This window comes from Pseudomonas arvensis (genome assembly GCF_056688935.1).
Genome location: NZ_CP162038.1, coordinates 2375669 through 2401314, shown reverse-complemented (window position 1 = coordinate 2401314; position 25646 = coordinate 2375669). Strand labels below are relative to the sequence as shown.

The following is a 25646-nucleotide window of genomic DNA, read 5'->3' as shown; positions in this document are numbered from 1 at the left end:
TCATACCAACCGTTTGATCTGTTTATGCCGCCACACCAACCGGTAGTAAGCGGTCTGCAACCCCAGCATCGCCAGGTACGTCACCGGAAATGCCATCCACACGCCTTCCAGGCCGAAGTGGGCATTGAGCAGGTACGCTATCGGCAGCTCCACGCACAGCACGCAGAAGATCGAGATCGCCACCGGCATCAGCACCACGCCGCTGGCGCGCATGATCCCGCCGATCACCGCCTGGAAGCCAAACACCAGGATGCTCCAGAGCATGATGTGCAGCAGGTGTTCTGCCTTGACCCGCGCAGCGTCGTCGGTGATGAACAGCCCCAGCAGCCAGTGGGACAGCACGTAGCCCAGCACAATCAGGCCACCGGTGAGGCAGGTGTTGATCAGCAATCCGGTACGCAGGATCGGCCCGATGCGTTCCAGGCGCCCGGCGCCGATAGCCTGGGCCCCCAGGATCGAGGCAGTGATGGCAATCGACAGCGCCGGAAATTGCACGTAGTTGACGATCTGCGTCACCGCCCCATAGGCCGCCGTGGCCTGGGAACCGTGGCCGTTGACCAGCGCCAGGATGACCAGTTCCGACAGCGACAACACCACCATCTGCAAGCCGGTGGGCAGGCCGATGCGCAGGACTTTGCCAAGGATCACGCGGTCCAGGCGCAAGGCCGCGAGCAGTTCGCGATCCGGCGCCATCACGTGGTGTTTATGGCGCAGGCGCAAAATCAAAAACAGCATCGCCAGGGCGTTACCCACCAGGCCGGCGTACACCGCGCTCTGGATGCCCAAGGGCGGCAGGCCGACCCAGCCACGAATCAGCGCCGGAGTCAGCAGCAGGCCGACCAGGGTCGAGACCACCAGCGCAAGCAGCGGCGAAATCGTGTCGCTGACGCCCCGCAGCAGTTGGGTATAGAGGATGAACACCAGCAACAACGGCATGATCAGCATCATTACCTGGGCATAGCCGACCGCGTCGTCGAGCACATCCACCGGCGTGCCCAATGCCTGCAATGCCGGGCGTGCGAACAGACTGCCCAGCACCGCAGCGATCAAGCCCACCAGCGCGCCGAGGGTCAGCGTCGCACCGGTAATCGACTTGACCATTGCGGTTTCCTGGGCACCCCAGGCCTGGCCGATCAACACCGACGCGCCCGCCCCCAGGCCGATCACCAGTGCGATAAAGAAAAACACGATGGGAAACATCCCCGACACCGCTGCCAACGCCTGGGTGCCGAGCATTTGCCCAACGTAGATGCCGTTGAGCGTGCCAGAAAAACTTTGCAGGAAGTTCGACAGCACCATCGGTGCCAGAAAGATCAGGTAGACCTGCCACAGCGGACGTTGCAAAGGGCTTTGCATGAAAAACGGGGCCTCGGAGAACTAAAGCGTCCGAGGGTTATACCGCAAGTGGATCCAATGTTCCTGCGCTTTGACGTACCGAATACTGCAAACCCTGACCACAGGACATTATATCCATGTAAATCCAAAGGGCTTCAGGGCTGTCGACGTCAGCGGCAGCCCCGTTGGTTCACTCAATCATGTTTCGGCGCCCGCTTTGCTTTTTTTCTTGATCATATGGTTCACGTTGTCCATATCAAACCGGCCGTCTTTGTACCCAGGCCCTCCTTTGGCATCAACGCCAACGTCCGTCTCGTCTCGAAGTTCTTTGTCCTGAAGGAATTTGGTCGCTGTTATGCGCTGTTCCGGGGTGAAGGTTTTCTCCGATGGCACTAAGCCTGCCGCTTCTTTCATCTCATTCAGATTCACATAGTCATCACCATCACCGTAGGCGGAGAAGTGTTTTTTAACGTTCTGGAGAATTTCCAACTGGCTCATTTCAACAGCGTTCTCCGAAACATAGCCCAAGTGGTCCCTGGTGAAACTACCATCCAGTTTCCCGGTTTTTCCTTGATCGAGTTCCTTGAACAAACCACCACGCGACAACAGTTCCTTGGCGATATCCATCTCGTCCTGAGTAGCGGGTTGACCGTCTAGTCGACGGCCCGCGGCGACGGCGTTAAGAGACCTGTCGGTGATCGCTCCAGGCTGATTTGGATCTTCCAGGGGGCTGAAATGGGAAAGAATTTTGTTGCTGAAGTCTTCCTTACCCTCACCGGCATAGGGATTGCTGCCTGGGCCCCCGTCCTGGGTGCTGTACACGCCCGCAAAACATAGCTGCGGCTGCACGTAGTCCTGATCGTCATACTTGGGCGACTGGGCCGAATGCGCAAGGAAAAACAGCTGATTCACGCGTTGCTGCTGCATAGCCCCCTGAGAGCGCCAAGATGCGCCACCTCCTCGCGGCGGGTTACTGAGGGCGGCCTCTTGAGCGTCAAAATGTTGAATAACGGCCGATACATCACCTTGGCTGATAAGCCCGTCGTTATCACCACAATGATTGATCGCATCGAGTTGGTGTTCCATGTCGGGATTATTGCGAATCGCCCTGGCTATCAATGTCATCGGGTCGTGATATCTGTCGCCGATCAATGGCCGGTCAGCCATGCAACCAAGTGTCTCGCGTGACACAAATGGCGTTCCTGGGGTTCGGAAGTAATCAAAGTTGGCTGAAAAGTCTCGTGCTACTGCGGATGCAGGCATATTGCCGCCATTGCTGTATCCGGTATTACCCATTTGGTTGAGTCGGCTGATATTGACTAAACAAAGCCCCGTGCTGGCCGCGGGTTGAAAATGGGGTTGTTGACGAAAACAAAGGTCCATAACAGGAATACCTCAGGTCAGGGATTTTATAATGGTCAACCCAAGTAAAAAGAGCTCCGGGTCAACCCTTGATCTGTGGCCGGTAAAAACAGGATAGTTCCAAGTCATATCAGTAAAATAGACAGGCACGCGCAGGAGTAACTTCCCGAGAGCGCAGTATTCGTACACACAACGAGATGAAAAAATCAGTTCGAAAGCAGGACCGTTCCTAAATCAAACCGGAACAATCGGCAGCGCCCGCTTGTGCGCGGTCTTTGTGTAGGCCCCCTCGACAATCGCCGTCACCCGCTCACTCACCGGTTCGCCCATCAGGTACGCATCAATCTCTTCGTATGAGCAACCATAGGCCTGCTCATCCAGCTTGCCCGGCGCCAGCTCTTCAAGGTCTGCGGTGGGGTGTTTGTGCACCAGCTCTGCCGGGGCGCCGAGGGCGCTGGCGAGCAGGCGCACCTGGGTTTTGGTCAGGCCGGACAGTGGCGCCAGGTCGCAGGCGCCGTCGCCAAACTTGGTAAAGAACCCCATCAGCGCTTCGGCGCCATGGTCGGTGCCGACCACCAGGCCATTGTGCAGGTTGGCCACGGCGTACTGCGCGATCATCCGAGTGCGGGCCTTGACGTTGCCTTTGATGAAGTCGACATGGCTGGCGCTGGCCTCATTGGCGACCAGGCTGGTCATCAGGCCGTCGACGCTGGCGGCGATATTGAGGGTCTCGACGTGGTCCGGGGTGATGAAGTCCAGGGAGGCCTGGGCATCGCTTTCATCCGCCTGGATGTTGTAAGGCAGGCGCATGGCGATAAAGCGTGCGGCGTAGTGTTCGCTACGCAGTTGCTCCACCGCCAATTGGCACAGACGGCCGGCAGTGAGGGAATCCACGCCACCGCTGATACCCAGCACCAAGGCCTTGCAGCCCGAGTGACGCAACGTGGTCTTGATGAAGTCGATGCGTCGCTGGATTTCCTTGGCCTCACCGCCCTGCCCCAACTGCCGGTCGATATTCAGTTCCTGCGCGATACGGTCTTGCATGTCACACCTCCACAGTGCCGACGTTGAATACCTGGGCTGCATACTGCAAAAACGAGGCGTCTTCGCAGACGTTCTTGATCGGGTCATCGGAAAACTTCACCACCGGTTCGCCGTGCACCCGCACCAGTTTCATCACGATACTCAGCGGCTCCACGCCCTCCACATCGCAGGCCAGGCTGGTGCCCATGCCGAAACCGAACTTGGCCTTGCCACGCACGTGGCGCAGGATCGGCAGGCATTTTTCGAAGTTCAGGCCATCGGAGAACATCAGGTCCTTGGTCATCGGATCGATGCCCAGCTGTTTGTAGCGGGCCAGCACTTTGTCGGCCCAGGCGATGGGATCACCGGAGTCCTGGCGCAGCCCGTCGTAGAGCTTGGCGAAGTACAGGTCGAAGTCCTTGAGGAAGAAGTCGGTGCTGATGCAGTCGGTCAGGGCGATACCGAGACGGCCACGGTATTCATGCACCCAGTTCTCCAGGGCGGCGTTCTGGCTTTCGCGCAGACGACCCAATTGCTGGTGCACCATCAGCCATTGGTGGGCCATGGTGCCGATCAGCGGCAAATCGAATTCGTAGGCCAGGTGCGCATTACTGGTGCCGACGAACTGGCCGGGGAAGTCGCGACGCATGATATCCACCACTTCGCGCTGGGCCTTGAAGGACAGCCGCCGACGGGTCGAGAAGTCGGAGACGCGCAGGTCGGCCAGTTCATCGCGGCTGAGGTTTTTCTCCAGCCAGTCAAACTTCTGGTAGAGCTTGCGAGTGACGTCTTCCAGGGTCACCTGCGGGTATTTGTCGCGGTTGCGCAGTTCGCTGACCAACGCGAGCACCGGCTGCTCGAACATGATGCAGTGCAGCATCGGGCCGACCACGCGGATGTTCAGTTGGCCGTCAACTTCGCTGACGTGGATATAGCGCAGGTTGAAGCGAAACAGGCCGAGGAAACGCTCGTAGTCCGGGGTGAGGTACTCGCGAAAACGTGGGTTGAACAGAAAACGCAGCTCGCCTTCACGCATCTGCAAACTGGCAAGTTTGTCCAACTCGGCGCGCAACTGCGGGATCAAGTGGCCGAGTCTTTCCTTGGAGCGGACGATGAAGTTGTATTCCACATCGACGTTGGGGTACTGGTGCAACACCGCCTGCATCATGGTGAAGGTGTAGTAGTCGGTGTCGAGCAGGCCCTGGATGACCGGGGCTTCGTAGTCGTAGGCACTTTCCATGGTCAGTCTCCTTAACGCGCGGCCATCGCGGCCAGTTCTTCGCGGGTGCGGCTGATGCTGGCACCGGCCTTGAGCAACTCATTGACGGCCTGCACGCCGCCCTCCTCGCTGATTCCTCGGCACGCCGGCAGGTGCAGCACGACTTCGAGGCCGGCCTTGAGCAATTGCAGGGCGGTGGTCTTGACGCAGTAGTCCAGGGCCAGGCCGCCGACGATTACGCGAGTGACGCCTTGGGCCTTGAGGTACTCGATCACTCCGGTGGACAGCTTGTCGTGCAGGTCGTGGTAGCAGGCACCGTAGGGGTGCAGGTCGGGCTCGACGCCTTTCCAGATGAAGTAGTCGTAGTCATAAGGCGTGGGCAACTCGTCCAGCAAGGTGAAGCCTTCGGTGCCCGGTACGCAGTGACTGACCCACGTAAGGTCGGCGTGGACCAGGCCGGTGGGTTGCAGCATCTCGCTGGGCTGCGCGACCACCCAGGGTGCTTGGGGGGTATGGGCATCCTTGCTGCCGACTCGATGGCCGGCGAGGCTGGCCATGTAATTGAGTTCGGCGCCGATCAGGTCACCACCGGCCACAGGCAACTCGTTGGGGCACAGCGGCGTGAAGCTCTTCTGGGCGTCGACATCAAAGGATGCAATAGCAGTTTTCGAGAGGGTCATGGCGGTTCTCCTGTGGCCTGGCAACAAAAGTACATGTCATGTACTTTCATTGCAAGAAACATTTGCTTATCTATTCTCTATCGAGAACATGACATATCTTTTCGATCCGTTAGACTGAGCCCTCTTCGCCGTTCAGAAGGATGTTCACATGCCCCTTAGCGCCTACCTCCATACCGTCGACCTCTGCGTGCTGTTTTATTGCCGCGCGGCCGGTGAACTGAAACTGCTGCTGAACAAGCGCGACGCCGAGCCCTTCGCCGGGCATTGGGCGCTGCCGGGTGTGGTGGTGAATGGCGGTGTGCAGGACCTGAGCCTCAAGGATGCCGTGGAGCGGTTGCGCGCCAGTGACAAGGTCGGACTAAAACTGGCCTGGAGCGAGCAAGTGGGCACGGTGGGCGATGCGTTTCGCGACCCGCGCTGCTGGTCCTCGTCCACGTACTACCTGGCGATCCTGGCGGATGAGGTGGTCTTGGCTGACCATCAGGCGTGGTTTTCGTTGAGCGCAGTGGCTGACGGGAGCATCAAGCTGCCGTTCGATCACAACCTGATCGTGGCAGCGGTGCAGGAGCGGCTGGTATCCAAATCGCTGTACAGCAGTTTGCCACTGATGTTCCTGGGCGATGAATTCAGCGCGCCGCAAGCGACGACGATCTTTTCCCTGGTGCTGGAACGCCCGGTGCTGAAGACCAGTATCCGCCAGCGGTTATTGAAGCTGACCGAGGCGGGGTATCTGCGGGAGACGGGGCGCAAGAAGCAGGGTGAAGGGGGCAGGCCCCAGGCGACGCTAGAGAACCTCAAGCCTGGAGCGGTGTATTTTTTTGATCGCAGTTTTGCCGAGTGAACCCGCTATAAACAGGCGAACACTTGTGGCGAGCAGGCTCGCCACAATGATCACATTCCAGATCCGCGGTTTTAATTCATCCAGTTGCCGCCATCGACGTTGTAGGTCTGCGCCACCACGTAGTCGGCATCCTTGGACGCCAGGAAGATCACCATTCCGGTCAGGTCCTCTGCGGTGCCCATCCGCCCGAACGGCACCTCGTCCCCTACCCGCTTCTTCTTCTCGCCGGGCGCCAGGCCTTCATGCCTGGCAAACAGCGCATCCACCCCATCCCAATGCTCACCGTCCACCACACCCGGTGCGATGGCGTTGACGTTGATGCCCTGCTTGATCAGGTTCAACCCCGCCGACTGCGTAAGACTGATCACCGCCGCCTTGGTCGCGCAGTACACCGCGACTAACGGCTCACCCCGCCGCCCGGCCTGGCTGGCCATGTTGATGATTTTGCCGCCATGGCCCTGGCTGATCATCTGCCGGGCGGCGGCCTGCAGGGTGAACAGCGTGCCGGCGACGTTGATCGCGAACAGCCGCTCGAAGCTGTCGCGGGTGATGTCGACGATGGGCGCCAAGTCGAACAGCGCCGCGTTGTTGACCAGAATATCCAACTTGCCTGCATGGGCCACCACGGCGGCAATTGCGCCATCAATGGAGGCCTGGTCGGTGACATCCATCGCTACCGCATAGGCCTGCGGGCCCAGTTCGGCGGCGGTTTGCCCGGCGCGTTGCAAGTTGATGTCGGCGATGGCAACCGTCGCGCCTTCATTGATATAGGCCTGGGCAAACGCGCGGCCAATCCCCCGCGCCGATCCAGTGATCAGCGCGCTTTTACCTTCCAGTCGTTTCATGGGTGGTGTCCGTCAAGGTTACTTGGGATAGCCGGCGCGTTTCATTTCGCGCTCGGTGGTGGACTGCGCCTGCACCAAGGCCTGGTCAACCGTCATGCCGCCGGTGAGCGCTGCTGAAAACAGCTTGCCGACCGAGGTGCCGATGGCCTGGAACTCGGGGATGGTCACGTACTGAATGCCCACGTACGGCACCGGTTTGGCTGAAGGATGGGCGGGATCGGCGTGTTTCATCATCTCCAGGGTCACCTGGGCAAACGGCGCGGCCTTGAGATATGCCTCGTTGTAGGTGGACTGGCGCGTGCCCGGCGGTACGTTGGTGATGCCCTCTTTGTCGGCGACCAGTTGGATGTAATCCTTGGAGGTGGCCCAGGTGATAAAGGCCTTGGCGGCGTCCTTGTGCTTGGAGGTGGCCGGGATCGCCAGGGACCAGGCGTAGAGCCAGGACGACCCTTTGTCGGTCACTTCGGTAGGCGCTGCGGCGAAACCGACACTGTCGGCGACCTTGCTCTGGCTGGCATCTGTGGTGAAAGAGCCGGCGACGCTGGCGTCGACCCAGATCGCGCACTTGCCGCTGTTGAACAGCGCCAGGGTTTCGTTGAAGCCGTTGCTGGACACACCGGGCGGGCCGTATTGCTTGAGGGTGTTGACGTAGAAGTTGGCGGCGGCCTTCCATTCGGGGCTGGTCAGCTCGGGCCTCCATTGTTCGTCGAACCAGCGTGCGCCAAAGGCGTTGGCCATGGTACTCAGCAACGCGATGTTCTCCCCCCAGCCAGCCTTGCCCCGCAGGCACATGCCGTACTGACCTTGGTCCTTGGCGGTGAGCTTGGCGGCGAACTCGCCGAGTTGGCTCCAGGTGGGGTGCGCAGGCATGCTCAGTCCGGCACGCTTGAACAGGTCGGTGCGGTAGTAGGTGACGGTGCTTTCGCCATAGAACGGCAAGGCGTAGAGGGTGTTATTCACCGACAGGCCCTGGCGTACAGAGGGGAAAATATCGTCGACGTCGTAATCGGCCGGCAGTTCGCTCAGCGGTTCCAGCCAGCGTTTGGCGCCCCACAACGGGGTTTCGTAGGTGCCGATGGTCAGCACATCGAACTGCCCGCCCTGGGTGGCGATGTCGGTGGTGAGGCGTTGGCGCAGAACGTTTTCTTCGAGCACCACCCAATTGAGTTTGATGTCCGGGTGCTGCTGTTCAAACACCTTGGACAGGCGCTGCATGCGGATCATGTCGCTATTGTTGACCGTGGCAATCGTCACGGTATCAGCGGCGTGGCCAGGCAGAGCCAAAGCCAGGCCGGACAGCAGGAACAGTGCTTTGGGAAGCGTTGACATGGCGGTTTCCACCTGTTGTTTTTGTTGTTGAGCACCGATTACAGCAGCTCGGCCAAGCCCCCACAAACGCTTGACGAATGCCTGACTGATACTTTTTTAACCGCAACTCCAGGATCAAAAAAGCATCAGTGCCGGGTAAAGGCAGGGGTAGCACGCTCCCTGCAAACCCGCGTATTTTGGCGTGACCCAATGCACAAGAGGCAGCACCATGCCCGTCAGCCGCGCCACACTGTTCGAGCACCGCCCCGCCGAACTGGAAGTGATCCTGCCCGAGCCGGACCACTGCTTCCGCTGGTTCGAACACGACTATCCCTTTGACCTGGCGCGCTGGAACCACCACCCCGAATTTGAAATCCACCTGATCCGCCAAGGCAGCGGCAAGCTGGTGGCGGGCGACTATATCGGCGCCTTCAACGCCGGCCATGTCGCGTTGATCGGCCCTGACCTGCCCCACGACTGGATCGGCGAGCTGGCCCCCGGCGAACACCTGAGCGGGCGCGACGTGGTGCTGCAATTCGACGGCGCCGCCCTGCTCGCCCTGCGCAGCACCCTGCCGGAACTCGGTGACTTGCAACCGCTGTTCGAACAGGCCCGGCGCGGCCTGGAGTTCAGCGGCGACTGCGCCGTACAGGCGGCGCAGCTGATGGAGGCCATCGGCAGCGCCCATGGCCTGCAACGGCTGATCCTGTTCCTGCAACTGCTAGACACCCTGAAAAACGCGCTGCCCGCCCAGGTCAAGTCGCTGGCCAGCCCCTGCTATGCGCCCACCCTGGACGCCCGCAGTGCTGAACGCATCAACAAGGCATTCGATTACCTGATGCGCGAACTCACCGGCGACGTGCGCCTGTCGGTCATTGCCCAGCAACTGGAGATGAGCGAACCGGGATTCTCGCGGTTTTTCAAACGCAACACCGGCCACGGGTTTATCGACCTGATGCGCAAATTTCGCGTACAGCGCGCTTGCCGGCTGTTGCTGCACACCGAGCGGTCGGTGGCAGATATCTGCTTTGAAGTGGGCTACGCCAACCTGTCCAATTTCAACCGACACTTTCGGATCGAGATGAACCAGACGCCGAGCGAATATCGCCGCGAAACCGCGCTGCACCTGTTCAATCCGATCGCAAAAATGACACCCAGTCATTTCTGATCAAAAGGTCGACTAATTTGTCTTTTTCCTAGGGCATTCAAGCCATTGAGCAAAGTTGGTACAGCCTGTGCAAACGTTTGCGGTACGAACTTGTCCGCCAAGTTCACCATGACCTGAGGAATCGGGTTCCAACCGCGTACGAATAGGGATTTTCAATGCACCTAACCTCAAGGCCGCGTGCCTGCTTTGGTGTTTCCTTGCTACTGGCCGCCGTTACGGGAGTACTCAGCGCACCCATTTTGGCGCAGGAAACACCCGCCGATGACTCAGCACAGGGCGAAACCTTCAGCCCTGAAGCCACCCAATCGAACAAAGGCCCGTATCTGTCGGAGTGGTTTAACCAGGACCTGACGCTGATCGGCAGCAAAGACATCAGCTTCGGCCCCAAGCCGTCCGATGACATTTATCTTGAATACGAGTACTTCGGTCGCAAGGGCCCTTTCGAGCTGTATGGCTACATCGACGTGCCAAAGATCCTCGGCATCGGTAACAGCAATGACAAAGGCGTCTGGGACCACGGCTCGCCAGTGTTCATGGAGCATGAACCGCGTATTTCCATCGACTACCTGGCCGGTCGCAGCCTGGCCATCGGCCCGTTCAAGGAATGGTACGTGGCGTTTGACTGGATCTACGACCACGGCAGCAACAAGGAAAACCGCGCCAACACCCTGTACAGCGGCCTGGGCACCGACATCGACACCCATTCGCGGGTCAACCTGTCGGCCAACTTCTATGGGCGCTACCAGTGGGAAAACTACGGTGCGAGCAATGAATACTCATGGGACGGCTACCGCGCCCAGATGAAGTACATCGTGCCCATCGGCAAGTTCGACAACGGCGCTTCGCTGACTTACATCGGCTTCACCAACTACGATTTCGGCTCCGACCTGCACAAGGACAACCCGGCGCGCACCGCCAATTCCCTCGTGGCAACCAACGTGCTGCTGTACTCGTTCACCCACCTGCGCTTCACCCTGGTGGGCCGCTACTTCCATAACGGCGGCAACTGGGAGGATGGCAGCGAATTGAATTTCGGCGAAGGCAACTTCCGCGCCCGCTCTGACGGCTGGGGCTACTACGCCGGTGTCGGTTACCAATTCTGATCAAGGAGCATGAGATGAACACGTTTACCCGTCTATCGATGGCCGTCGGCCTGGCCCTGATGCCGCATCTGGTGCTGGCAGATACCCCGGCACCGATCAAACCCAAAGTGATGCTGATCACCATGTTCGCCCCCGAGGCGCAAACCTGGATCGACCGCCTGCAACTCAAGCAGGAAGTGCGCGTGCCGGGCCTGTCCGCTGAATACCCGGTGATCCGCTGCAACACCCAGGACGTGTGCCTGCTGGTCACCGGCATGGGCCAGACCAACGCTGCCGCCTCCACCCTTGCCCTGGCGCTGTCGCCCAAGTTCGACCTGCGCCAGAGTTACTTCCTGATCGCCGGGATCGCCGGCATCAGCCCCAAGCACGGCACCATCGGCACTGCCGCCTGGGCGCATTATCTGGTGGAGTTTGGAACGCAGTGGGAGCTGGACTCACGAGATGCGCCCAAGGATTGGCCGACCGGCTATCTGGGCATCAACACCAAAGGCCCCAACGAAAAACCGCCGCTGGACTACAAGACCGAAGTGTTTGAGCTCAACCCCAAGCTGCAGGCCAAGGCGTTTGCCTTGTCGCAAAAAGTCGAGCTGACGGAAAGCAAAGAATCGGCCGCCTGGCGCAAGCATTATCCTGCCGCCCCGGCCAACCAGCCGCCGCAAGTCACCCGCTGCGACACGCTGGCGGGCAACACCTGGTTCTCCGGCACGCGCCTGAGCGAACGTGCCGAGGTCTGGACCAAGCTGCTCACGGACAACAAAGGCGAATACTGCACCACCCAGCAGGAAGACAACTCCACCTACGAGGCCCTGCTGCGGGCCAGTCGTGAAGGGTTGGTGGATATTCAGCGCTTGGCCGTGGTGCGGGCAGGTTCCGATTTCGACCGGCCTTATCCTGGCTACAGCGAGGTGGATAACCTGCTCAAGTATGCCGACCAGGGCGGTTTCGCGCCGGCGTTGGAAAACCTGTTCCGCACGGGCAATCCGTTGGTACAGGCAATCCTCAACAACTGGTCGGCCTGGGAAAAAGCTGTTCCCGACGCATGATCAGTGCAATCAAGGCAGCAGGATGATCTTGTCCGGGCTGCCTTGATTCACGCCTTGGAGGTTCACGTCAATCCAGGATGACCCGCCATGGTAATGACCACCGCTCGGCAATCCGAGTGAATTTTTAGCGCTGGGGGCGATCACTTGCTTACACCTCCAGGGTTGATGGACCAATGAATAACGCGAAACTGTTTGTGATCGACTACACCCTCCATGGCGAAGCCAAGTCATTCATTATCCGCCTGGAAAAACTCGATGCCGCCGAAGCCTGGCATTGGGCCAGCTGTGATGCCGGCGTGGGTCGTATTGGCCGTTTCGCCCGCGAACAGGTCAAGAAAACCAGCCAGGCCCAGGCCGAGAAATTTGGCATTACCCATGTGCAATGGCGCCGCTCGGACGCGCGCGCCCAGGCTTGAACAAGGAGAAATACCCATGGATTCACGCCCTCAAGTCAATGGCAAGGCTCGAATTGATTACACCCAGGACACCCTGTTTGGGCCACTGGCCAGGCATGCTGAATGCCAGGTGAGCGTGCAGCACAAACCGGACAGGCTGGTGCTGAAGGTTTTCCAGCCGCTTCCGGATGATCTGCATGCTGCGAAAACGGTGGTGTTTGCGTTGGAGGGGCGGCGAACCAGCGGGGTAGTCAGAGGTCGGCAGCGCCTGTCGGACCATAGCCTCAGGCTGGAACTGGAAACCCAATAGCCGCTTCCAGACAGATCAAATGCGGGAGCGGTTTAACCGCTCCCAGCGCGTTCAGCCGTGGGCCGACTTGGCGCACTCGCAACCAGTCGCAGCAGCACACGGCTCACCATGGGCATGATGCTCCGCGCAGCCCTGGCAGCAATAGCCTTTACCGTCTTTCATCACAGCATCGACACCCAGTACACACTTGCAGTGTGGGCAGGCACAGGTTTGATCTGGCATGGTCAGACTCCTTCTTCATGGTCGTCTCGGTACGGCGAGCGCCGGCACCTTTAGCAATGACTGCCGGCTCACGCAGATCGTTCAAACCATCAGTCAGTGCGCGTATTACTGCGATACATGAATACCAGCGCCAGCGCGAGACACACCATCGCCAGCAGGCGACCGCCCGACAATTCGATGGCCGGGTTGCCCAGCCAGCCAAAGTTGTCGATCAGCATGCCCATGCCCAACTGCCCCGTGATCACCGCCACGGTCGCCACCGCCGTGCCGACCACCGGCACCGCACCGACCATCACCATCATGTACACCACACCGAACAACGCGCCGGTCAGTTGCCATTTAGGCACATCCAGCAGGCTCACGGCCTGTGCCGGTTCAAAGAAGAAAATCAACAGCGCGGTAGTGAGCGCGCCTACCGCGAAGGTCAGCAAACTGCTGCGCAATACACCGACTGTCTGGCCCAGACGGCCATTGATCGCCGCCTGCACACTCAATACCGCACCGGCCGCGATGACCACTACCAACAACAGAATCAGATTCATCGTCTTAACCTCGTGCAATCAGAACAAGTGCCACCACAATCAGCGCCAATGCGATCCAGCGCTCACCATTGACCCGCTTGCGCGCTGCGCCAAACCAGCCGAAGTGGTCGATCAACACGCTTTTGCCCACCTGACCGGACAGTATCGCGATCATGGTCATCGCAATGCCGACGTGCGGCGTGGCCAGGGTCAGCACCACTACGTACATCGGCCCCAGGAAGCCACCGATCAACTGCCAGCGCGGCAAGTCAGTGAGCGCCGGGCCTTTTTGCGGGCCGCTGAACAGCAGCAGCAGGAACAGAATCGCCGAACCCACGCCAAAGATGCTCAAGGTCGCCCACAGATGCCCCACCTGCACACCCAACGGGCCGAGCAAACCGGCCTCCACCGACAAGCCCATACCGGCAAGGATCACCAGCGGCAACAACAGCAACCGCAGAAGGTTTTTTTTCGGCGTGGCGTTCGCCGCACCCTCGATAGAACTGGCCTGCATACATCACCTGTGCATCAACAAATGGATTAATGGCGCGCATTATCCAGTGGCCGTCCTGTGCGATAAATGGGAGCATGCCAACAACACCTTTGCGTAAAACGCACAGCCTGGAGCCAAGATGCAGGGTTTGAATGAATTGAGTTTCAAGGCGCTCCGCCTGTTCGTCGCGGTACTGGACCACGGCAGCTTCTCTGAAGTGGCGCGCCGCGAAGGCCTGGCGCCCTCCTCGATCTCCCGCCAGATCCAGCTGATGGAACAGGCCCTGGGGCAACAGTTGTTGTATCGGCACACCCGTGCTGTCAGCCCCACCGAGGCTGGGCGTCTGCTCGGGCGGCACGCGCGCCTGATGCTCGAACAGCTGGAGTCCGCCGGCCAGGCCCTGCAGGAACAGGAAAGTGAGCCCAGCGGCCTGGTGCGGATCAATGCACCGATGGTATTCGGCCAGCGTCACCTCTCCCCCTGGCTGGGTGAGTTGTGCCGCCGCTACCCCAAGCTGCAACTGGACATCCAGCAAACCGACACCTACGTCGACCCGCTGCAAGATGGCACCGACCTGCTGTTTCGCATCGGCGTGCTCAACGACTCCGGCATGCAGGCCCGCATCTTCGCGCCCCAGCGCTTTCGCATCGCGGCCAGCCCGGCTTACCTGGCAAAGCACGGCACGCCCGTGCACCCCGACGAACTGATCAACCACCAATGCCTGGCCTACAAGGGCGTCACCGGCCAACAACGCTGGTTCTTCCGTCGTGACCAGGGCGACTGGACGCCCTACAGCGTCAAAGGCCCGATCACCGGCAACCACGCCGATACCCTCACCCACGCTGCCGAACAAGGCTTGGGGCTGGTGGTGTTTCCGTCCTGGCTGATCGGCGAAAGCCTGCGCGCTGGCACCTTGCAGGCAGTGCTGACGGAGTACGAGGTAGCGACCACGCTGGAGCCGCAGCAGATTGCGGCGTTGTGGCCGGGGAGTCGGCGCTTGTCGCTGAAGGTGAGGACGGTGATTGATTACTTTGTGGAGTGCTTCGGCGCCGTGCCTTATTGGGATCGTTGAGGATTTTTCCTATTTAACGAGGTGGGGTGTTTCTGATTTTACGGGCCATTATTTTATTCTGCTGTGGGCACTGGCGGATGACCCCAGGCTATCCAGCAAAGCCCGGAAACTGATTGAGAATGCAGCAGAGATTTACGTCAGCGCCCTCGCCCAGTAAACGCCCCTGGCGATTCAGGTGTAAGCCACCAAAGCCGCTCGTACGGTCAATTCAAAACACCCACTGCCCAATCAACCATGCGTTCGCACCACTGATCACCGCAAACAGAAACCACACCAGCACCCGTGTCGGCAGGCTGTTCACAAACGGCCCCATCAGTTGCTTGTCGCCGGTCATGCGAATCAGCGGATACAGCGCAAACGGCAATTGCAGGCTCAGCACCACCTGGCTCAGGATCAGCAATTTGCCGATGGCATCGTCGCCCATCAGCCAGACCCCGAGGAACGCCGGGATCAGCGCCAGCCCACGGGTAATCAGCCGCCGCTGCCAGCAGGGAATGCGCAGGTTCAGGTAGCCTTCCATGATCACTTGCCCGGCGATGGTGCCGGTAAAGGTCGAGCTTTGCCCGGACGCGAGCAAGGCAACCCCGAACAGGATACTGGCGAACGCGCCACCTACCAGCGGGTCCAGCAGGTGGTAGGCATCCTGGATTTCCACCACATCGGTATGGCCGGTCTTGTGGAACGCGGCGGCGGCGAGTACCAGAATCGCAGCATTGACCAGCAAGGCCAGGGCCAGGGAGCCGATGGTGTCGATGCGCGCCAGCTTGACCGCGTCCTGTTTGCTGGCCAGGTCTTTGCCGATCAACCGGGTCTGCACGATTGAGCTGTGCAGGTAGAGGTTATGGGGCATCACCGTGGCGCCCAGGATGCCGATGGCCAGGTACAGCGGCGCGGCATCGCTGATGGCCGACAGCGACGGTGTGAAGCCACTGAATACGTCCGGCCAATACGGTTTGATCAGTACCAGCTCGATAAAGAAACACACGCCGATGGTCGCCACCAGCGCCAGCATGATCGCTTCGAGACGGCGGAAGCCCCGGTTTTGCAGGGCAAGGATCAGGAGCGTATCAAAGGCCGTGATCACAATACCGGTGGTCAGGGAAACGCCCAGCAACAGGTGGAACGCCAGGGCACAGCCGAGCACTTCGGCCAGGTCGGTGGCGATGATGGAGATTTCCGCCAGCGCCCATTGGGTGCGGGCGGAACGTTTGCTGTAGCGCTCACGGCACAGTTGCGCCAGGTCCTTGCCAGTGGCGATGCCCAGTCGCGAGCACAGGCACTGCACCGCCATTCCCGCCAGGCTGGCCAGCAACACCACAAACAACAGGCTGTAGCCATAGCGCGAACCGGCCTCGATGGCCGTTGCCCAGTTGCCGGGATCCATGTAGCCGATGGAGATCAGCAGGCCGGGGCCGGCAAACATGAGGGCGCGTTTGAAAAACGAAGCCTTGGGGTCAACGGCGACGGAGCCGGCCACTTCTGGCGGGCAGAACGGGGCGGTAGCAATTTTCGGCAGGCTGAATTTCACGCGGTATCCCAGGCAAACACACTCGACAGCGCGCAGCTTATCAGTCGGACGCGACCGTGCGCATCACCGTGTCCCGTGGCAGGTCAAACGCCTCCACCACCTGCACCACCAGGTCCATCTCCTGGTTCAGCGCCTCTCGTTCCATGCGCTGACGAATCACACCGATCACCAGCACCGCCAGGGTGGTTATCGAATACGCTGGCCCGGAAAACGCCCGCACCCCACTCACCAGCAGCATCGCTGCCGCCAGTGCCTGCCCCACTACCGGAATCGCCGTGGCCGCACCACGACGCAAGATAAACCCGGTCAGGCCCGCCAGCGCTGTACCGCTCAAGGCCGTGGTGGCCGAGCGCCCCACATCGAAACGCTTGAACAGCCCCTGTTCTTTCTGCGCGGCTGCCTTGAGCTCGGCGTCGAACACCTGCCGGTCGGCGTTACTGAGCTTGTCCTTGTACTGCTCGATCAACTTTTGCGCGACCTGGGTTTCGATGTCTGCCAGCACCACGGATTCGAGCGGCTCGTCAAACTTGATCCCGAGGCGTTGCGCCACATCTTCGGCGATCTGGCGATAACTCACGCCATGCCCACGGGCCAGGTTCATAAAGCTATCGCCGCCCATGCACTGCAACTCGATAGCCAGCTTGAGCGGCTCGCGCACCGAAGCATCAATCGATGCACTGCGCTTTTGCGCCATCAATTCGGCGAGGAACTTCAACTCCTCCGGTCGCGCCTGCAGCAGCACCGGGAACAGCTCCGCATCTTCCTCGGCAAAGCGCGCCTCGCTGCTGCGCTGGTCGGAGCGGATCATGCCGCGCCGTTCGTGCAACAGATCGGTGTACTGCACCACCGTCTGCAACTGCGGCCAATAAGCGGCGTGGTCGAATGTTGCGAGGTGCACATTGGTGACCTTGGCCTTGAGCGCCGGCGTGACCGCAATCGCGTAACGACCAATGCAGCGCTCCGTATCCGGCTTCATGGCCAGCGCCCAATCCTTGCTGGAATGGCAGTTGATCAGGCGTCCCTTGAGCGGCGCCGACACCTCACCCCACGGGCTCGACGTGCAGATCGCGCCGCCCATCAACAGCAGATTGTCCAACGGCAGTTCCCGCGCAGTTTCAGGGCTGGCCAGCAGGCTCTTGACCAGAATCCGCGCGCCCAGGGAATGGCCGATCAGGTTGATACGCCGCACGTCCAGCGACTCAGCGTGCAGGTAGGCCGCCAGCTCCGGCAGCAAACTCTTGGCCACTTCGTCTACCCGCGCCTCGACACTTTTGTAGTGATCGAGGAAATAGGCAATCGCCTTGCCGACGCCAACAGTCGCCGCACCGACGCTGCCGCCGCCGAGCACCGCGCCGATCACGTCCTTGACGGGCGCGAACAGGTTTTCCAGGAAGTGCCCCGCCGGCCAGAACAGCATCAGGTTGGTAGAGCCTTCGATACCCGCCAGCTGCGCCTTGAAATTGCCCAGTTGTTGCCGATTGAAGAACGCCGAATACCCGTGAACATAGAGATTGAGCACATCCCCCTGAGGCTCGCCGCACATTACGAACGTGGGCTTGCGGGTGCGGTGCATTTCATCCCACTGGTGTTGCATGGGGCGGTGACTCCTGGTGACAAGGGTGGGCGATAGTAACAAAACGAGGGCCGCAGGGAGGTGAATCCTGACCGACGTGGCAACAGCAAAGGCCTGAGCAAGGGCGACACATCAAATACCTGACAGCGCGCCTGATGCTTGCCGGGTGTCGTGCCGTGATGCCGGCAGAAAAATAATTGACTCAACATTGCCTCCGAATTCATCCGTGTATTCAATGTCCCAGCCCATGAAATATTCCACCCAAGACGCCAGCAGGCAGCTCATTGCCCGGTAAGGAGCCGCGAGACACCGACGACATTCACCGCAAAAACACAATTTTCAAAATGTAAAAAGCGCTCTAATACCCGCCTGTTGACTGGTTTTGAATATCCTGGAGTTCGCAATGCCCCATGAAGGCAACCTGTTACAAGCAGCCGTGGTGTTCCTGCTCGCGGCGGTGCTGACCGTGCCCCTGGCCAAGCGCCTGCAGTTGGGCGCGGTGTTGGGCTATCTGTTTGCCGGTGTGATCATCGGCCCGTCGGTGCTGGGCCTGATAGGCAACCCGCAGAGCGTGGCGCAGTTTTCGGAGTTGGGGGTGGTGTTGCTGCTGTTCATCATCGGCCTGGAACTGTCGCCCAAGCGCTTATGGGTGATGCGCAAATCGGTATTTGGCGTTGGCCTGGCCCAGGTGCTGCTGACCGGAATGGTGATGGGCGCGGTAGCGCTCTGGGTATTTGGGCAGGCCTGGAACAGCGCCATCGTGCTGGGCCTGGGCCTGGCGCTGTCGTCCACCGCGTTTGGCCTGCAAAGCCTGGCCGAGCGTAAGGAGCTGAACCAACCCCACGGGCGCCTGGCGTTTGCCATCCTGCTGTTCCAGGACATCGCGGCCATCCCGCTGATTGCCATGGTGCCGTTGCTGGCCGGCAGTGATCACCCGACCACCGAAGCCCAGGGCCTGCAGCACGTTTTGCAGATCCTCGGCAGCATCGCCGTGGTGATCATCGGCGGGCGCTACCTGCTGCGGCCGGTATTTCGCATCGTTGCCAAGACCGGCCTGCGCGAAGTGTCCACCGCCACCGCGTTGCTGGTGGTGATCGGTACGGCCTGGCTGATGGAGCTGGTGGGCGTGTCCATGGCTCTCGGCGCCTTCCTCGCCGGTCTGCTGCTGGCGGACTCCGAATACCGCCACGAACTGGAATCCCAGATCGAACCGTTCAAGGGCCTGCTGCTGGGGCTGTTCTTTATCAGCGTGGGCATGGGCGCCAACCTCAGCCTGTTGGTCAGTTCGCCCCTGGTGGTGATTGGCCTGACCCTGCTGCTGATCGGCCTCAAGCTGCCGCTGCTCTACGCCGTGGCCCGGCTGGTGGGCGACCTCAATCGCGAAAGCGCCCTGCGCCTGGGCGTAGTACTGGCCGCCGGCGGCGAATTCGCCTTCGTGGTGTTCAAGATCGGCCGCGACCAGGGCCTGTTCGAACCTCACCTGTACGACATCCTGGTGCTGACCATCACCCTGTCCATGGCGGTAACTCCGCTGTTGTTGCTGGTGTGCCCGAAGCTGTTCAAGCCCAAGGTCAAGCCGGTGGAAGTGCCCGAGGAATACCGCGCCATCGAAAGCGATGCGCCGCGCGTAGTGATCGCCGGCATGGGCCGTATGGGCCAGATCGTGGCGCGGATCCTGCGCGCCCAGAACATCTCGTTCATCGCCCTCGACACCTCGGTGGAAACCATCGAACTGACCCGCAGCTTCGGCGGCATGCCGGTGTTCTATGGCGACCCGCAACGCCCCGAGATCCTGCACGCGGCCAAGGTCGACCAGGCGGAGTTCTTTGTGATCGCCATGGATGACCCGGAGATCAACATCAAAACCGCCGAGCTGGTGCGCAGCCTCTACCCGCACATGAAAATCATCGCCCGCGCACGTAACCGCCAGCACGTACATCGCCTGGTGGACCTGGACGCCTCGCCGGTTCGCGAAACCTTCTATTCCAGCCTGGAAATGAGCCGCCGCACCCTGGTCGGCCTGGGCCTGAGCCAGGCCCAGGCCGATGCGCGCATCACCCGGTTCAAGAACCACGACCTGCAAGTCCTCGCCGCCCAGCACGCGGTATACGACGACGCCGCCAAAGTGATGCAAACCGCCCAGGAAGCCCGTACAGAGTTGGCGCGGCTGTTTGAGATGGACAGACTTGAGGAAGAGTCCGACAAGGCGTGAAGATGGGGATGAACGATATTGAGAATTTTCTGACAGAATGTTCCGCAATTTCGTTCATCCCTGGAGCGTTTCATGGCCACTTTCACCAAGACCGCCGCCCTGCTGGCCCTTGCGCTTACCGCCGGCAGCGTATTCGCCGCTGCCAAGCCGACCACGCAGACCATCTCCACCCTGGGCGGCAAGTTCACCTTCAGCCTGCCCAAGGCCTACACCGCCGACACCCTGCCGGCGGGCAAGGCCGAGGATGGCACTGCCGACACCCAGGGCACGATGTACGCCAACCAGACCACGAAAAGTGTGGTGATCGTCGCCGAAACCGTGCGTAACGACGGCGTAACCATCAAAGACAACGACCCGCAGTTCCTCGACGGCGCAGTGGCTGGCTTCGTCAAGGACCAGAGCACCGCCCTCCCCGACTTCAAAAAGCAAAGTGAGAAGAAACTGACCTTCAAGGGCATCGGCCTGCGCCAGGTGGACAGCACCGCCACCCAGGGCGGCGGCAAGACCTTGAACTCCACGTTCCTGGGCGGTTCGGGCAATCACCTGCTGGTGATCCAGGCGATTTCGCGGGCGGATGATGCAGAAGGACATGCTGAACTGGTGAAGCAGATCACTGGCGGCAAGTAACCCATAGTCCTGATAACACCAATCCAGGTGGGAGGGGGCTTGCCCCCGATAGCCTATGTACACCGACAAACCGCCATCGGAGGCAAGCCTCCTCCCACATTTGAACTGAGTACACCCAACGAGGCTTGGTCATCTACCAGACCGCGACGGGAGCAAGCCGCCTCCCACCTTTATTCAGCGCGCTCACTTCGAATTCGTTTCCAGCCAGGCCTTCAAGTCCTGCACTTCCGCCTCGCTGACCGTGTGGTTCATCCCCGCATAACCATGAAACTCCGGCTTCAACCCCAGCCCCACCAATACCTCGTTCGCCCGCGTCGCCGACGCATAGGGCAGTGCCTGGTCCAGGGTACCGTGGCCAATAAAAATCGCCAGCCCGCCCAATCGCTCATCCGGCTTCAGTTCTGCCTTGAGCACGGGCAGCAGGCTACCGCTCAACGCCGCAATACCACGCACCAACGTGGGATCACGTAACGCCACCTCGTAGGACATGATCGCGCCCTGGCTGAAACCCACCAGGAACACCCGATCAGGTCGGGTGTGGTACTTGGCGGTGGCCTTGGCCACAAAGTCGTTGATCAGCGCAGCGCTGCTCTGCAAATCGGCCGTCACACCATCGTAATCACCGTTACCCGGTGTCTTGGTAAACCAGCGAAAGCCGCTGGGCTGCACCGGCATCGGCGCCCGCACCGACAGGTAGGTCCAGGTGGACGGCAACGCGTCCTTGATGCCAAACAGGTCTTGCTCGTTACTGCCAAACCCGTGCAAAAAGATCACCAGGGGCTGGTTGCGTGCATCGCCCTGGGTCTGCTCCAGGTACGACAGCGGCAAATCGGTGTGCAGTTCCGCATCGGCCTGAGCAACACTGGCCACCAGGGCAAGCACGAGGGCGAACAGTTTAAGCATGGGACGTTACCTCAAGGTTTGCGCAGTAAATACGTGTCCATGATCCAGCCATTGGCCAGGCGCGCGGCCTTGCGCACCCGTTCGATCTCTTCAGCCACGTCGCTGACTTTGCCGCTGATCAGGATTTCATCGGGCGTGCCCAGGTAGGCGCCCCAGTAAATATCCAGATCCTGATCTGCCACCGAGCGGTAGGAATCTTCGGCATCCAGCATGACCACCAAGGTGTCGGCATCGCTGGCCTGCCCCGCCGCCAACCGGCGTCCCGTGGTGATTTCAACGGACTTGCCGATGCGATTCAACGCCACCTTATGCTGGGCCGCCAGGGCCTGCACGCTGGTGATGCCGGGGATCACTTCGAATTCGAACGCGCAACGGCCGCTGGCCAGAATCGCCTGCAGGATACGAATGGTGCTGTCGTACAACGCCGGGTCGCCCCAGGCCAGGAACGCGCCGACTTCGCCGTCAGCCATTTCCTCATTGATCATGCGCTCGAAGGTGGCCTGCTTGTCACGGTTGAGGTCCTGCACCGCTGTGGTGTAGTCGATTTCACCGCGTACACGCTCGGGGCAGTCGGCCTCGACAAAGCGGTAGCCGGGCTCGGTGATATAGGTCTCGCAGATTTCGCGGCGCAGGTCGATCAGCTTGTCTTTGCTCTGGCCCTTGTCCATCAGGAAAAACACGTCGGTGCGGTTCAGCGCCTTCACGGCCTGCATCGTGATGTAGTCAGGGTTGCCGGCGCCAATGCCGATGATCAGGATGCGTTTCATGGGTTGCTCTCATTGCGGGGCGTGGATTTTGCCATGATCCCGCGCCTGGGCGTGAGTTTCCAGGCGCAGGCGCCACACCGTGTTGAAGCGCAGCTCGGTGGCCGACAGCGGTTCGACGTCGATCTGGTAGAACATCGACACCGGACATTGCATGACCTGCAACAGCGCGGCGCGGATCACAAACGGGTGAGTGACGGCCACGACATGACCCGGCTGGCTTTCGAGGGATTGCATCCACCGTGCCACCCGCGTGCAGAGCTGATCGACCGATTCGCCGCCGTGGGGCGCGCAGGTGCTGTCGGTGAGCCATGCACCCAGTTCATCGGGCTTCACTTGCGTGATGTCCAGGCCTTTCCAACGACCCAAATCAGCATCACGCAGGGCCGCTTCGACCACCGGATCAGCGCCTAACAACCCCGCCGTCTGCACGGCTCGGGCTTCGGGCCCGCACAGCAGGCGTGGGCTTTTCCTGTAAAGACTGGCCAGGGACAACGCCGCGCCTTGCCAGTCCATGGCCACCGGCTCGTCATCGGCAAAACGCGCGTGTTTTTGATACGCAGTGGCTGCATGGCAGATGAGGGTCAAACGGGTGGCCTGCACGCAGATCGCTCCAACGAGGTAAGGCCAGCAAGCCTGGCCCAGTTATCGCTGCGGCGCAACGCTAATCAAACCACTCCCGCCGCCCCTCGAACGTGCTGACGATCAACGCCACAATCATCTGCACCGCCTCGGGGTTGCTCACCTGGGCATTCACCGCCAGCCACACCTGGCGCTGCATGCTTTCGGCCAACAAACCCGGTAACGCCACCAGCCCGCGGTCGAAGCTGCTCATGTAGTGCGGCAGCAAACCGATACACGCACCGCAGCGGATCATCTCCAGCATCAATGAATAGGCATGCACCTGCACCACGGCGGCCAGGCGCTGCTCCACCACCTGGTTCCATGGCTGCAAGACGTCGACCTGGGCGTCGGGTTGCCATTGCACCAGCATGTAGTCAGCCAGGTCTTCCACGCTGTCCGGGCGTGTGGTCAGCCGCGAGTAGCGCTTGGCGATGTGCGGCAAATAGTGCAGGCGCGCCAGGGCCCTTGGCGGTTCGGTGACAAAGCCCGGGCCGGGCACCGGGCTGTCGCTGTCCGCCAGCCACACCACCACATCCACGTCCACCGCTTGCAGGGACAATTGGCTGTCGATGGAGATGATTTCCAGGCGCACGCTGGCGTTGCGGCGCAGCAAGGCGATCAGGTCGCGGCCGAGGATGTCATGCAGGATCGGCTCGGCCACCGCCACGCGGATCAGCGGCTGTTCCACCACCGGCAGGCGCCGCTCATGGGCCAGGGCGATCAGTTGCGCTTGTAATTGCTGGCCGTCGCGACTGAGCACCAAGCCGTTGCCCTGATAGCTGAACAACGAATGGCACAGGTGTGCTTCCAGCTGCGCCAGGCGCTTGCGCAGCAGCGTCGCCTTGATATTCAGGCTGCGCGCGGCCTGCATGAAGCAGCCGCAGCGCGCACTTACCAGAAAGTAGCGCGCCACCTGCGGGTCGATTTCATGGGCCAGGGCCAGCCAATGGCTGCGCGGCTCGGCCACTGCGCGATAGGCGGCAGGGCCCTGAAGGTTGGACGGTTCCAGTAATGCCATAGGAGACTCCCTGTCTTGTTGGTCTATGCATCCAATGCGGGTTGACGCGCGTTACTCCAACACTTTGTTCAGCTCGGTACCGTCGATGCTCAAGGTCGCGGTGTTGAGCATGCCCTCCAGGTAGGCCTTGGCGATCTGCTCCTGACGCTGGGCACGCAAGGCCTGGGTCAAGCGTTCACGCAGTTCATCAAGGGTTGCCGTACGCGCCGGTTGTTGGCCGATCAACTTGAGCACATGGAACCCCGCCGGGCTCTGCACCACGTCCGACACCGCACCGACCTTGAGTCGCGACACCGCCTCGCGCACTTGCGGCACCAGTTGCTGCAACGGTTGCATCCCCGAATCACCACCGCGCGCGGCGCTGTCCGGGTCCTGGGAAAACTGCGTGGCCAAGGCTGCGAAATCTCCCGGTGCGGCCTGGGCCTTGCGGCTCAACTCCTGGGCCTGACGGCGCACGGCGTCGAGGGCTTGCGGCTCGTTTACCGCGAGGAAAATCTGGCTCACCCGGTACAACGGCGGCGTCACCCATTGCGCCTTGCCGCTGTCGTAGGCCTGTTGCAACTCGGCAGCGCTGGGGTAATCGGCCGGGACTTGGCTGACCGACAGCATGTAGTCGCGAAACACGATTTGCTCGGTGGCGGCGCGGGTCTGTTGCTCCACCTCCGGGCGCTGGCGCCAGCCCTGGGCGTCGGCCTGTTCGAGCACGGCTTTTTGCGCCAGGCGCGAGCGGATCCAGGTTTCCAGGGCGCCGCGATTGCCGCGCAATTGCTCACGGGATTCGGCCGGCAGGCTGGCGAGCACGTTTTTCAGTTCCGCCAGGTCGATCTGCTGGTTACCCAGGCGCGCCACCGCCGGCCCGGTTGACGCCGGGTTGATCACCGGCGCCGGTTGTTGCGCCGCCACCGGGTCGCTACCGGGTCGCAGGCTCAACGCCACAGCCACCACCAGCACGGCCAGCGCACCCGCGCCGACCATCAGTGTCGGCTTTTTCACAGGACAGGCGCCTCTTCCCCAACCGCTGCGGCCTGCAACTGCGCCGCGTGCTGGCTGTACTCACGCAGATAAACAATGAATTCCTGCAACAGACGGTCCCACAGTTCCAACTGACTGCGCAGGTGCGTGGCGCCGACGCCGGCCACCACCACGTCCATTTCCATCAACAGGAATTCACCCTGCACCGACAACCGTGCAAAGCGGCGCGAGGCGTTCCACACCTGGGCCAGGCCTTCAGGCAACTCGCCCTGGACCCGCAACGCGCAGCTGTACGTGAAGTCCACATAGCTGCCCTGTTCGGCCGTCGGGTTGCCGAAGCGCACGGCAAAACCGATGCCCTGGCTGGCGCTGAGCAACTGCACGATGCCATTTTGCTCGCTCTGGTTGACCCGGTAACCGGCTTCCTGCAACAGCTCGGTGAGGCTCTGGACGCTAACGCTGGTGATCAATTCGCTCATGGTCTG

General features: G+C 60.9%; 27 protein-coding genes and 1 pseudogene. 10 read left to right on the top strand and 18 right to left on the bottom strand.

All coding sequences use genetic code 11. The annotated features are described in order from the left end of the window. The 5 genes from AB3G88_RS11100 to AB3G88_RS11080 form a co-directional block, all read right to left on the bottom strand. Positions 1-1356: an MATE family efflux transporter gene (locus AB3G88_RS11100; protein ID WP_480454012.1), complete on the bottom strand. Its 1356-nt coding sequence runs from the start codon at positions 1354-1356 to the stop codon at positions 1-3. Positions 1357-1533: 177 nt separating this feature from the next. After that, complete coding sequence (locus tag AB3G88_RS11095) at positions 1534-2718, bottom strand: hypothetical protein (protein WP_480454011.1); 1185 nt, start codon at positions 2716-2718, stop codon at positions 1534-1536. A 213-nt stretch (positions 2719-2931) separates the two neighbouring features. Continuing rightward, positions 2932-3741 carry an NAD(+) synthase gene (nadE, locus tag AB3G88_RS11090; protein ID WP_480454009.1) on the bottom strand — a complete coding sequence of 270 codons (810 nt, stop codon included), beginning with the start codon at positions 3739-3741 and terminating at the stop codon, positions 2932-2934. Position 3742: 1 nt separating this feature from the next. Next, positions 3743-4960, bottom strand: coding sequence for a nicotinate phosphoribosyltransferase (gene pncB, locus AB3G88_RS11085; RefSeq protein ID WP_099584221.1), 1218 nt, complete (start codon positions 4958-4960; stop codon positions 3743-3745). 11 nt (positions 4961-4971) lie between these two features. Then, positions 4972-5619 (bottom strand): nicotinamidase, encoded by a 648-nt coding sequence (locus AB3G88_RS11080; protein WP_480454007.1) that lies wholly within the window; start codon positions 5617-5619, stop codon positions 4972-4974. Between the two features lie 148 nt (positions 5620-5767). Between AB3G88_RS11080 and AB3G88_RS11075 the strand changes: the two genes are divergently transcribed. After that, entirely contained in the window at positions 5768-6460 is a 693-nt protein-coding gene (locus AB3G88_RS11075) for an NUDIX hydrolase (protein ID WP_099584219.1), read from the top strand. 71 nt (positions 6461-6531) lie between these two features. Here the strand turns inward: AB3G88_RS11075 and AB3G88_RS11070 are convergent, their stop codons facing one another. After that, on the bottom strand, positions 6532-7305 hold the full coding sequence (locus AB3G88_RS11070) for an L-iditol 2-dehydrogenase (protein WP_480454005.1): 774 nt from the start codon (positions 7303-7305) through the stop codon (positions 6532-6534). Positions 7306-7323: 18 nt separating this feature from the next. After that, entirely contained in the window at positions 7324-8634 is a 1311-nt protein-coding gene (locus AB3G88_RS11065; RefSeq protein WP_480454004.1) for an ABC transporter substrate-binding protein, read from the bottom strand. 208 nt (positions 8635-8842) lie between these two features. Here AB3G88_RS11065 and AB3G88_RS11060 point away from each other — a divergent pair, with 208 nt between their 5' ends. From AB3G88_RS11060 to AB3G88_RS11040, 5 genes are all read left to right on the top strand, one after another. Further along, positions 8843-9781, top strand: coding sequence for an AraC family transcriptional regulator (locus AB3G88_RS11060; RefSeq protein WP_099584216.1), 939 nt, complete (start codon positions 8843-8845; stop codon positions 9779-9781). Between the two features lie 155 nt (positions 9782-9936). After that, complete coding sequence (locus AB3G88_RS11055) at positions 9937-10884, top strand: nucleoside-specific channel-forming protein Tsx (protein WP_480454003.1); 948 nt, start codon at positions 9937-9939, stop codon at positions 10882-10884. A 14-nt stretch (positions 10885-10898) separates the two neighbouring features. Then, on the top strand, positions 10899-11927 hold the full coding sequence (locus AB3G88_RS11050) for a purine-nucleoside phosphorylase (RefSeq protein ID WP_480454001.1): 1029 nt from the start codon (positions 10899-10901) through the stop codon (positions 11925-11927). Between the two features lie 173 nt (positions 11928-12100). Beyond that, a complete protein-coding gene (locus AB3G88_RS11045) occupies positions 12101-12343 on the top strand; it encodes a DUF6555 family protein (protein WP_099584213.1) in 243 nt (80 codons plus the stop codon). A 16-nt stretch (positions 12344-12359) separates the two neighbouring features. After that, positions 12360-12632: a hypothetical protein gene (locus tag AB3G88_RS11040; protein WP_099584212.1), complete on the top strand. Its 273-nt coding sequence runs from the start codon at positions 12360-12362 to the stop codon at positions 12630-12632. Between the two features lie 51 nt (positions 12633-12683). Here the strand turns inward: AB3G88_RS11040 and AB3G88_RS11035 are convergent, their stop codons facing one another. The 3 genes from AB3G88_RS11035 to AB3G88_RS11025 form a co-directional block, all read right to left on the bottom strand. Next, entirely contained in the window at positions 12684-12854 is a 171-nt protein-coding gene (locus AB3G88_RS11035) for a metallothionein (RefSeq protein WP_099584211.1), read from the bottom strand. Positions 12855-12943: 89 nt separating this feature from the next. Beyond that, a complete protein-coding gene (locus tag AB3G88_RS11030; protein WP_099584210.1) occupies positions 12944-13396 on the bottom strand; it encodes a DMT family transporter in 453 nt (150 codons plus the stop codon). A gap of 4 nt (positions 13397-13400) precedes the next feature. After that, positions 13401-13889 (bottom strand): DMT family transporter, encoded by a 489-nt coding sequence (locus AB3G88_RS11025; RefSeq protein ID WP_480454000.1) that lies wholly within the window; start codon positions 13887-13889, stop codon positions 13401-13403. 118 nt (positions 13890-14007) lie between these two features. On the opposite strand from AB3G88_RS11025, the gene AB3G88_RS11020 reads away from it, so the two are divergent. After that, a complete protein-coding gene (locus AB3G88_RS11020) occupies positions 14008-14940 on the top strand; it encodes a LysR family transcriptional regulator (protein ID WP_099584208.1) in 933 nt (310 codons plus the stop codon). 55 nt (positions 14941-14995) lie between these two features. Then, positions 14996-15085 (top strand): annotated as a pseudogene (locus AB3G88_RS11015) (PIN domain nuclease); the annotation flags it as partial. Positions 15086-15148: 63 nt separating this feature from the next. Here AB3G88_RS11015 and AB3G88_RS11010 read toward each other — a convergent pair. Beyond that, positions 15149-16468 carry an Nramp family divalent metal transporter gene (locus tag AB3G88_RS11010; RefSeq protein WP_099584207.1) on the bottom strand — a complete coding sequence of 440 codons (1320 nt, stop codon included), beginning with the start codon at positions 16466-16468 and terminating at the stop codon, positions 15149-15151. Between the two features lie 40 nt (positions 16469-16508). Beyond that, positions 16509-18062 (bottom strand): DUF726 domain-containing protein, encoded by a 1554-nt coding sequence (locus AB3G88_RS11005; protein WP_099584206.1) that lies wholly within the window; start codon positions 18060-18062, stop codon positions 16509-16511. Between the two features lie 382 nt (positions 18063-18444). Between AB3G88_RS11005 and AB3G88_RS11000 the strand changes: the two genes are divergently transcribed. Both AB3G88_RS11000 and AB3G88_RS10995 read left to right on the top strand, forming a co-directional pair. Continuing rightward, positions 18445-20253, top strand: coding sequence for a monovalent cation:proton antiporter-2 (CPA2) family protein (locus tag AB3G88_RS11000; protein ID WP_099584186.1), 1809 nt, complete (start codon positions 18445-18447; stop codon positions 20251-20253). A gap of 72 nt (positions 20254-20325) precedes the next feature. After that, positions 20326-20880, top strand: a complete 555-nt coding sequence (locus AB3G88_RS10995; protein WP_480453998.1) for a DcrB/PsbP domain-containing protein — start codon at positions 20326-20328, stop codon at positions 20878-20880. Positions 20881-21063: 183 nt separating this feature from the next. On the opposite strand, the gene AB3G88_RS10990 is transcribed toward AB3G88_RS10995, so the two are convergent. The 6 genes from AB3G88_RS10990 to AB3G88_RS10965 all read right to left on the bottom strand — a co-directional run bounded on the left by AB3G88_RS10990 (position 21064) and on the right by AB3G88_RS10965 (position 25640). Continuing rightward, a complete protein-coding gene (locus tag AB3G88_RS10990) occupies positions 21064-21783 on the bottom strand; it encodes an alpha/beta hydrolase (protein WP_480453996.1) in 720 nt (239 codons plus the stop codon). Positions 21784-21794: 11 nt separating this feature from the next. After that, a complete protein-coding gene (cobF, locus tag AB3G88_RS10985; protein WP_158878215.1) occupies positions 21795-22550 on the bottom strand; it encodes a precorrin-6A synthase (deacetylating) in 756 nt (251 codons plus the stop codon). 9 nt (positions 22551-22559) lie between these two features. Beyond that, positions 22560-23150 (bottom strand): histidine phosphatase family protein, encoded by a 591-nt coding sequence (locus tag AB3G88_RS10980; RefSeq protein WP_480453995.1) that lies wholly within the window; start codon positions 23148-23150, stop codon positions 22560-22562. Between the two features lie 61 nt (positions 23151-23211). Then, the gene (locus tag AB3G88_RS10975) at positions 23212-24189 is read right to left on the bottom strand and encodes a LysR substrate-binding domain-containing protein (RefSeq protein ID WP_480453993.1); all 978 of its coding nucleotides are present in this window, start codon (positions 24187-24189) and stop codon (positions 23212-23214) included. 51 nt (positions 24190-24240) lie between these two features. Continuing rightward, the gene (locus AB3G88_RS10970) at positions 24241-25182 is read right to left on the bottom strand and encodes a peptidylprolyl isomerase (protein ID WP_158878213.1); all 942 of its coding nucleotides are present in this window, start codon (positions 25180-25182) and stop codon (positions 24241-24243) included. Next, complete coding sequence (locus AB3G88_RS10965; protein ID WP_099584178.1) at positions 25179-25640, bottom strand: YbjN domain-containing protein; 462 nt, start codon at positions 25638-25640, stop codon at positions 25179-25181. The genes AB3G88_RS10970 and AB3G88_RS10965 overlap by 4 nt, the downstream gene beginning before the upstream one ends. Between the last annotated feature and the right edge of the window lie 6 nt (positions 25641-25646).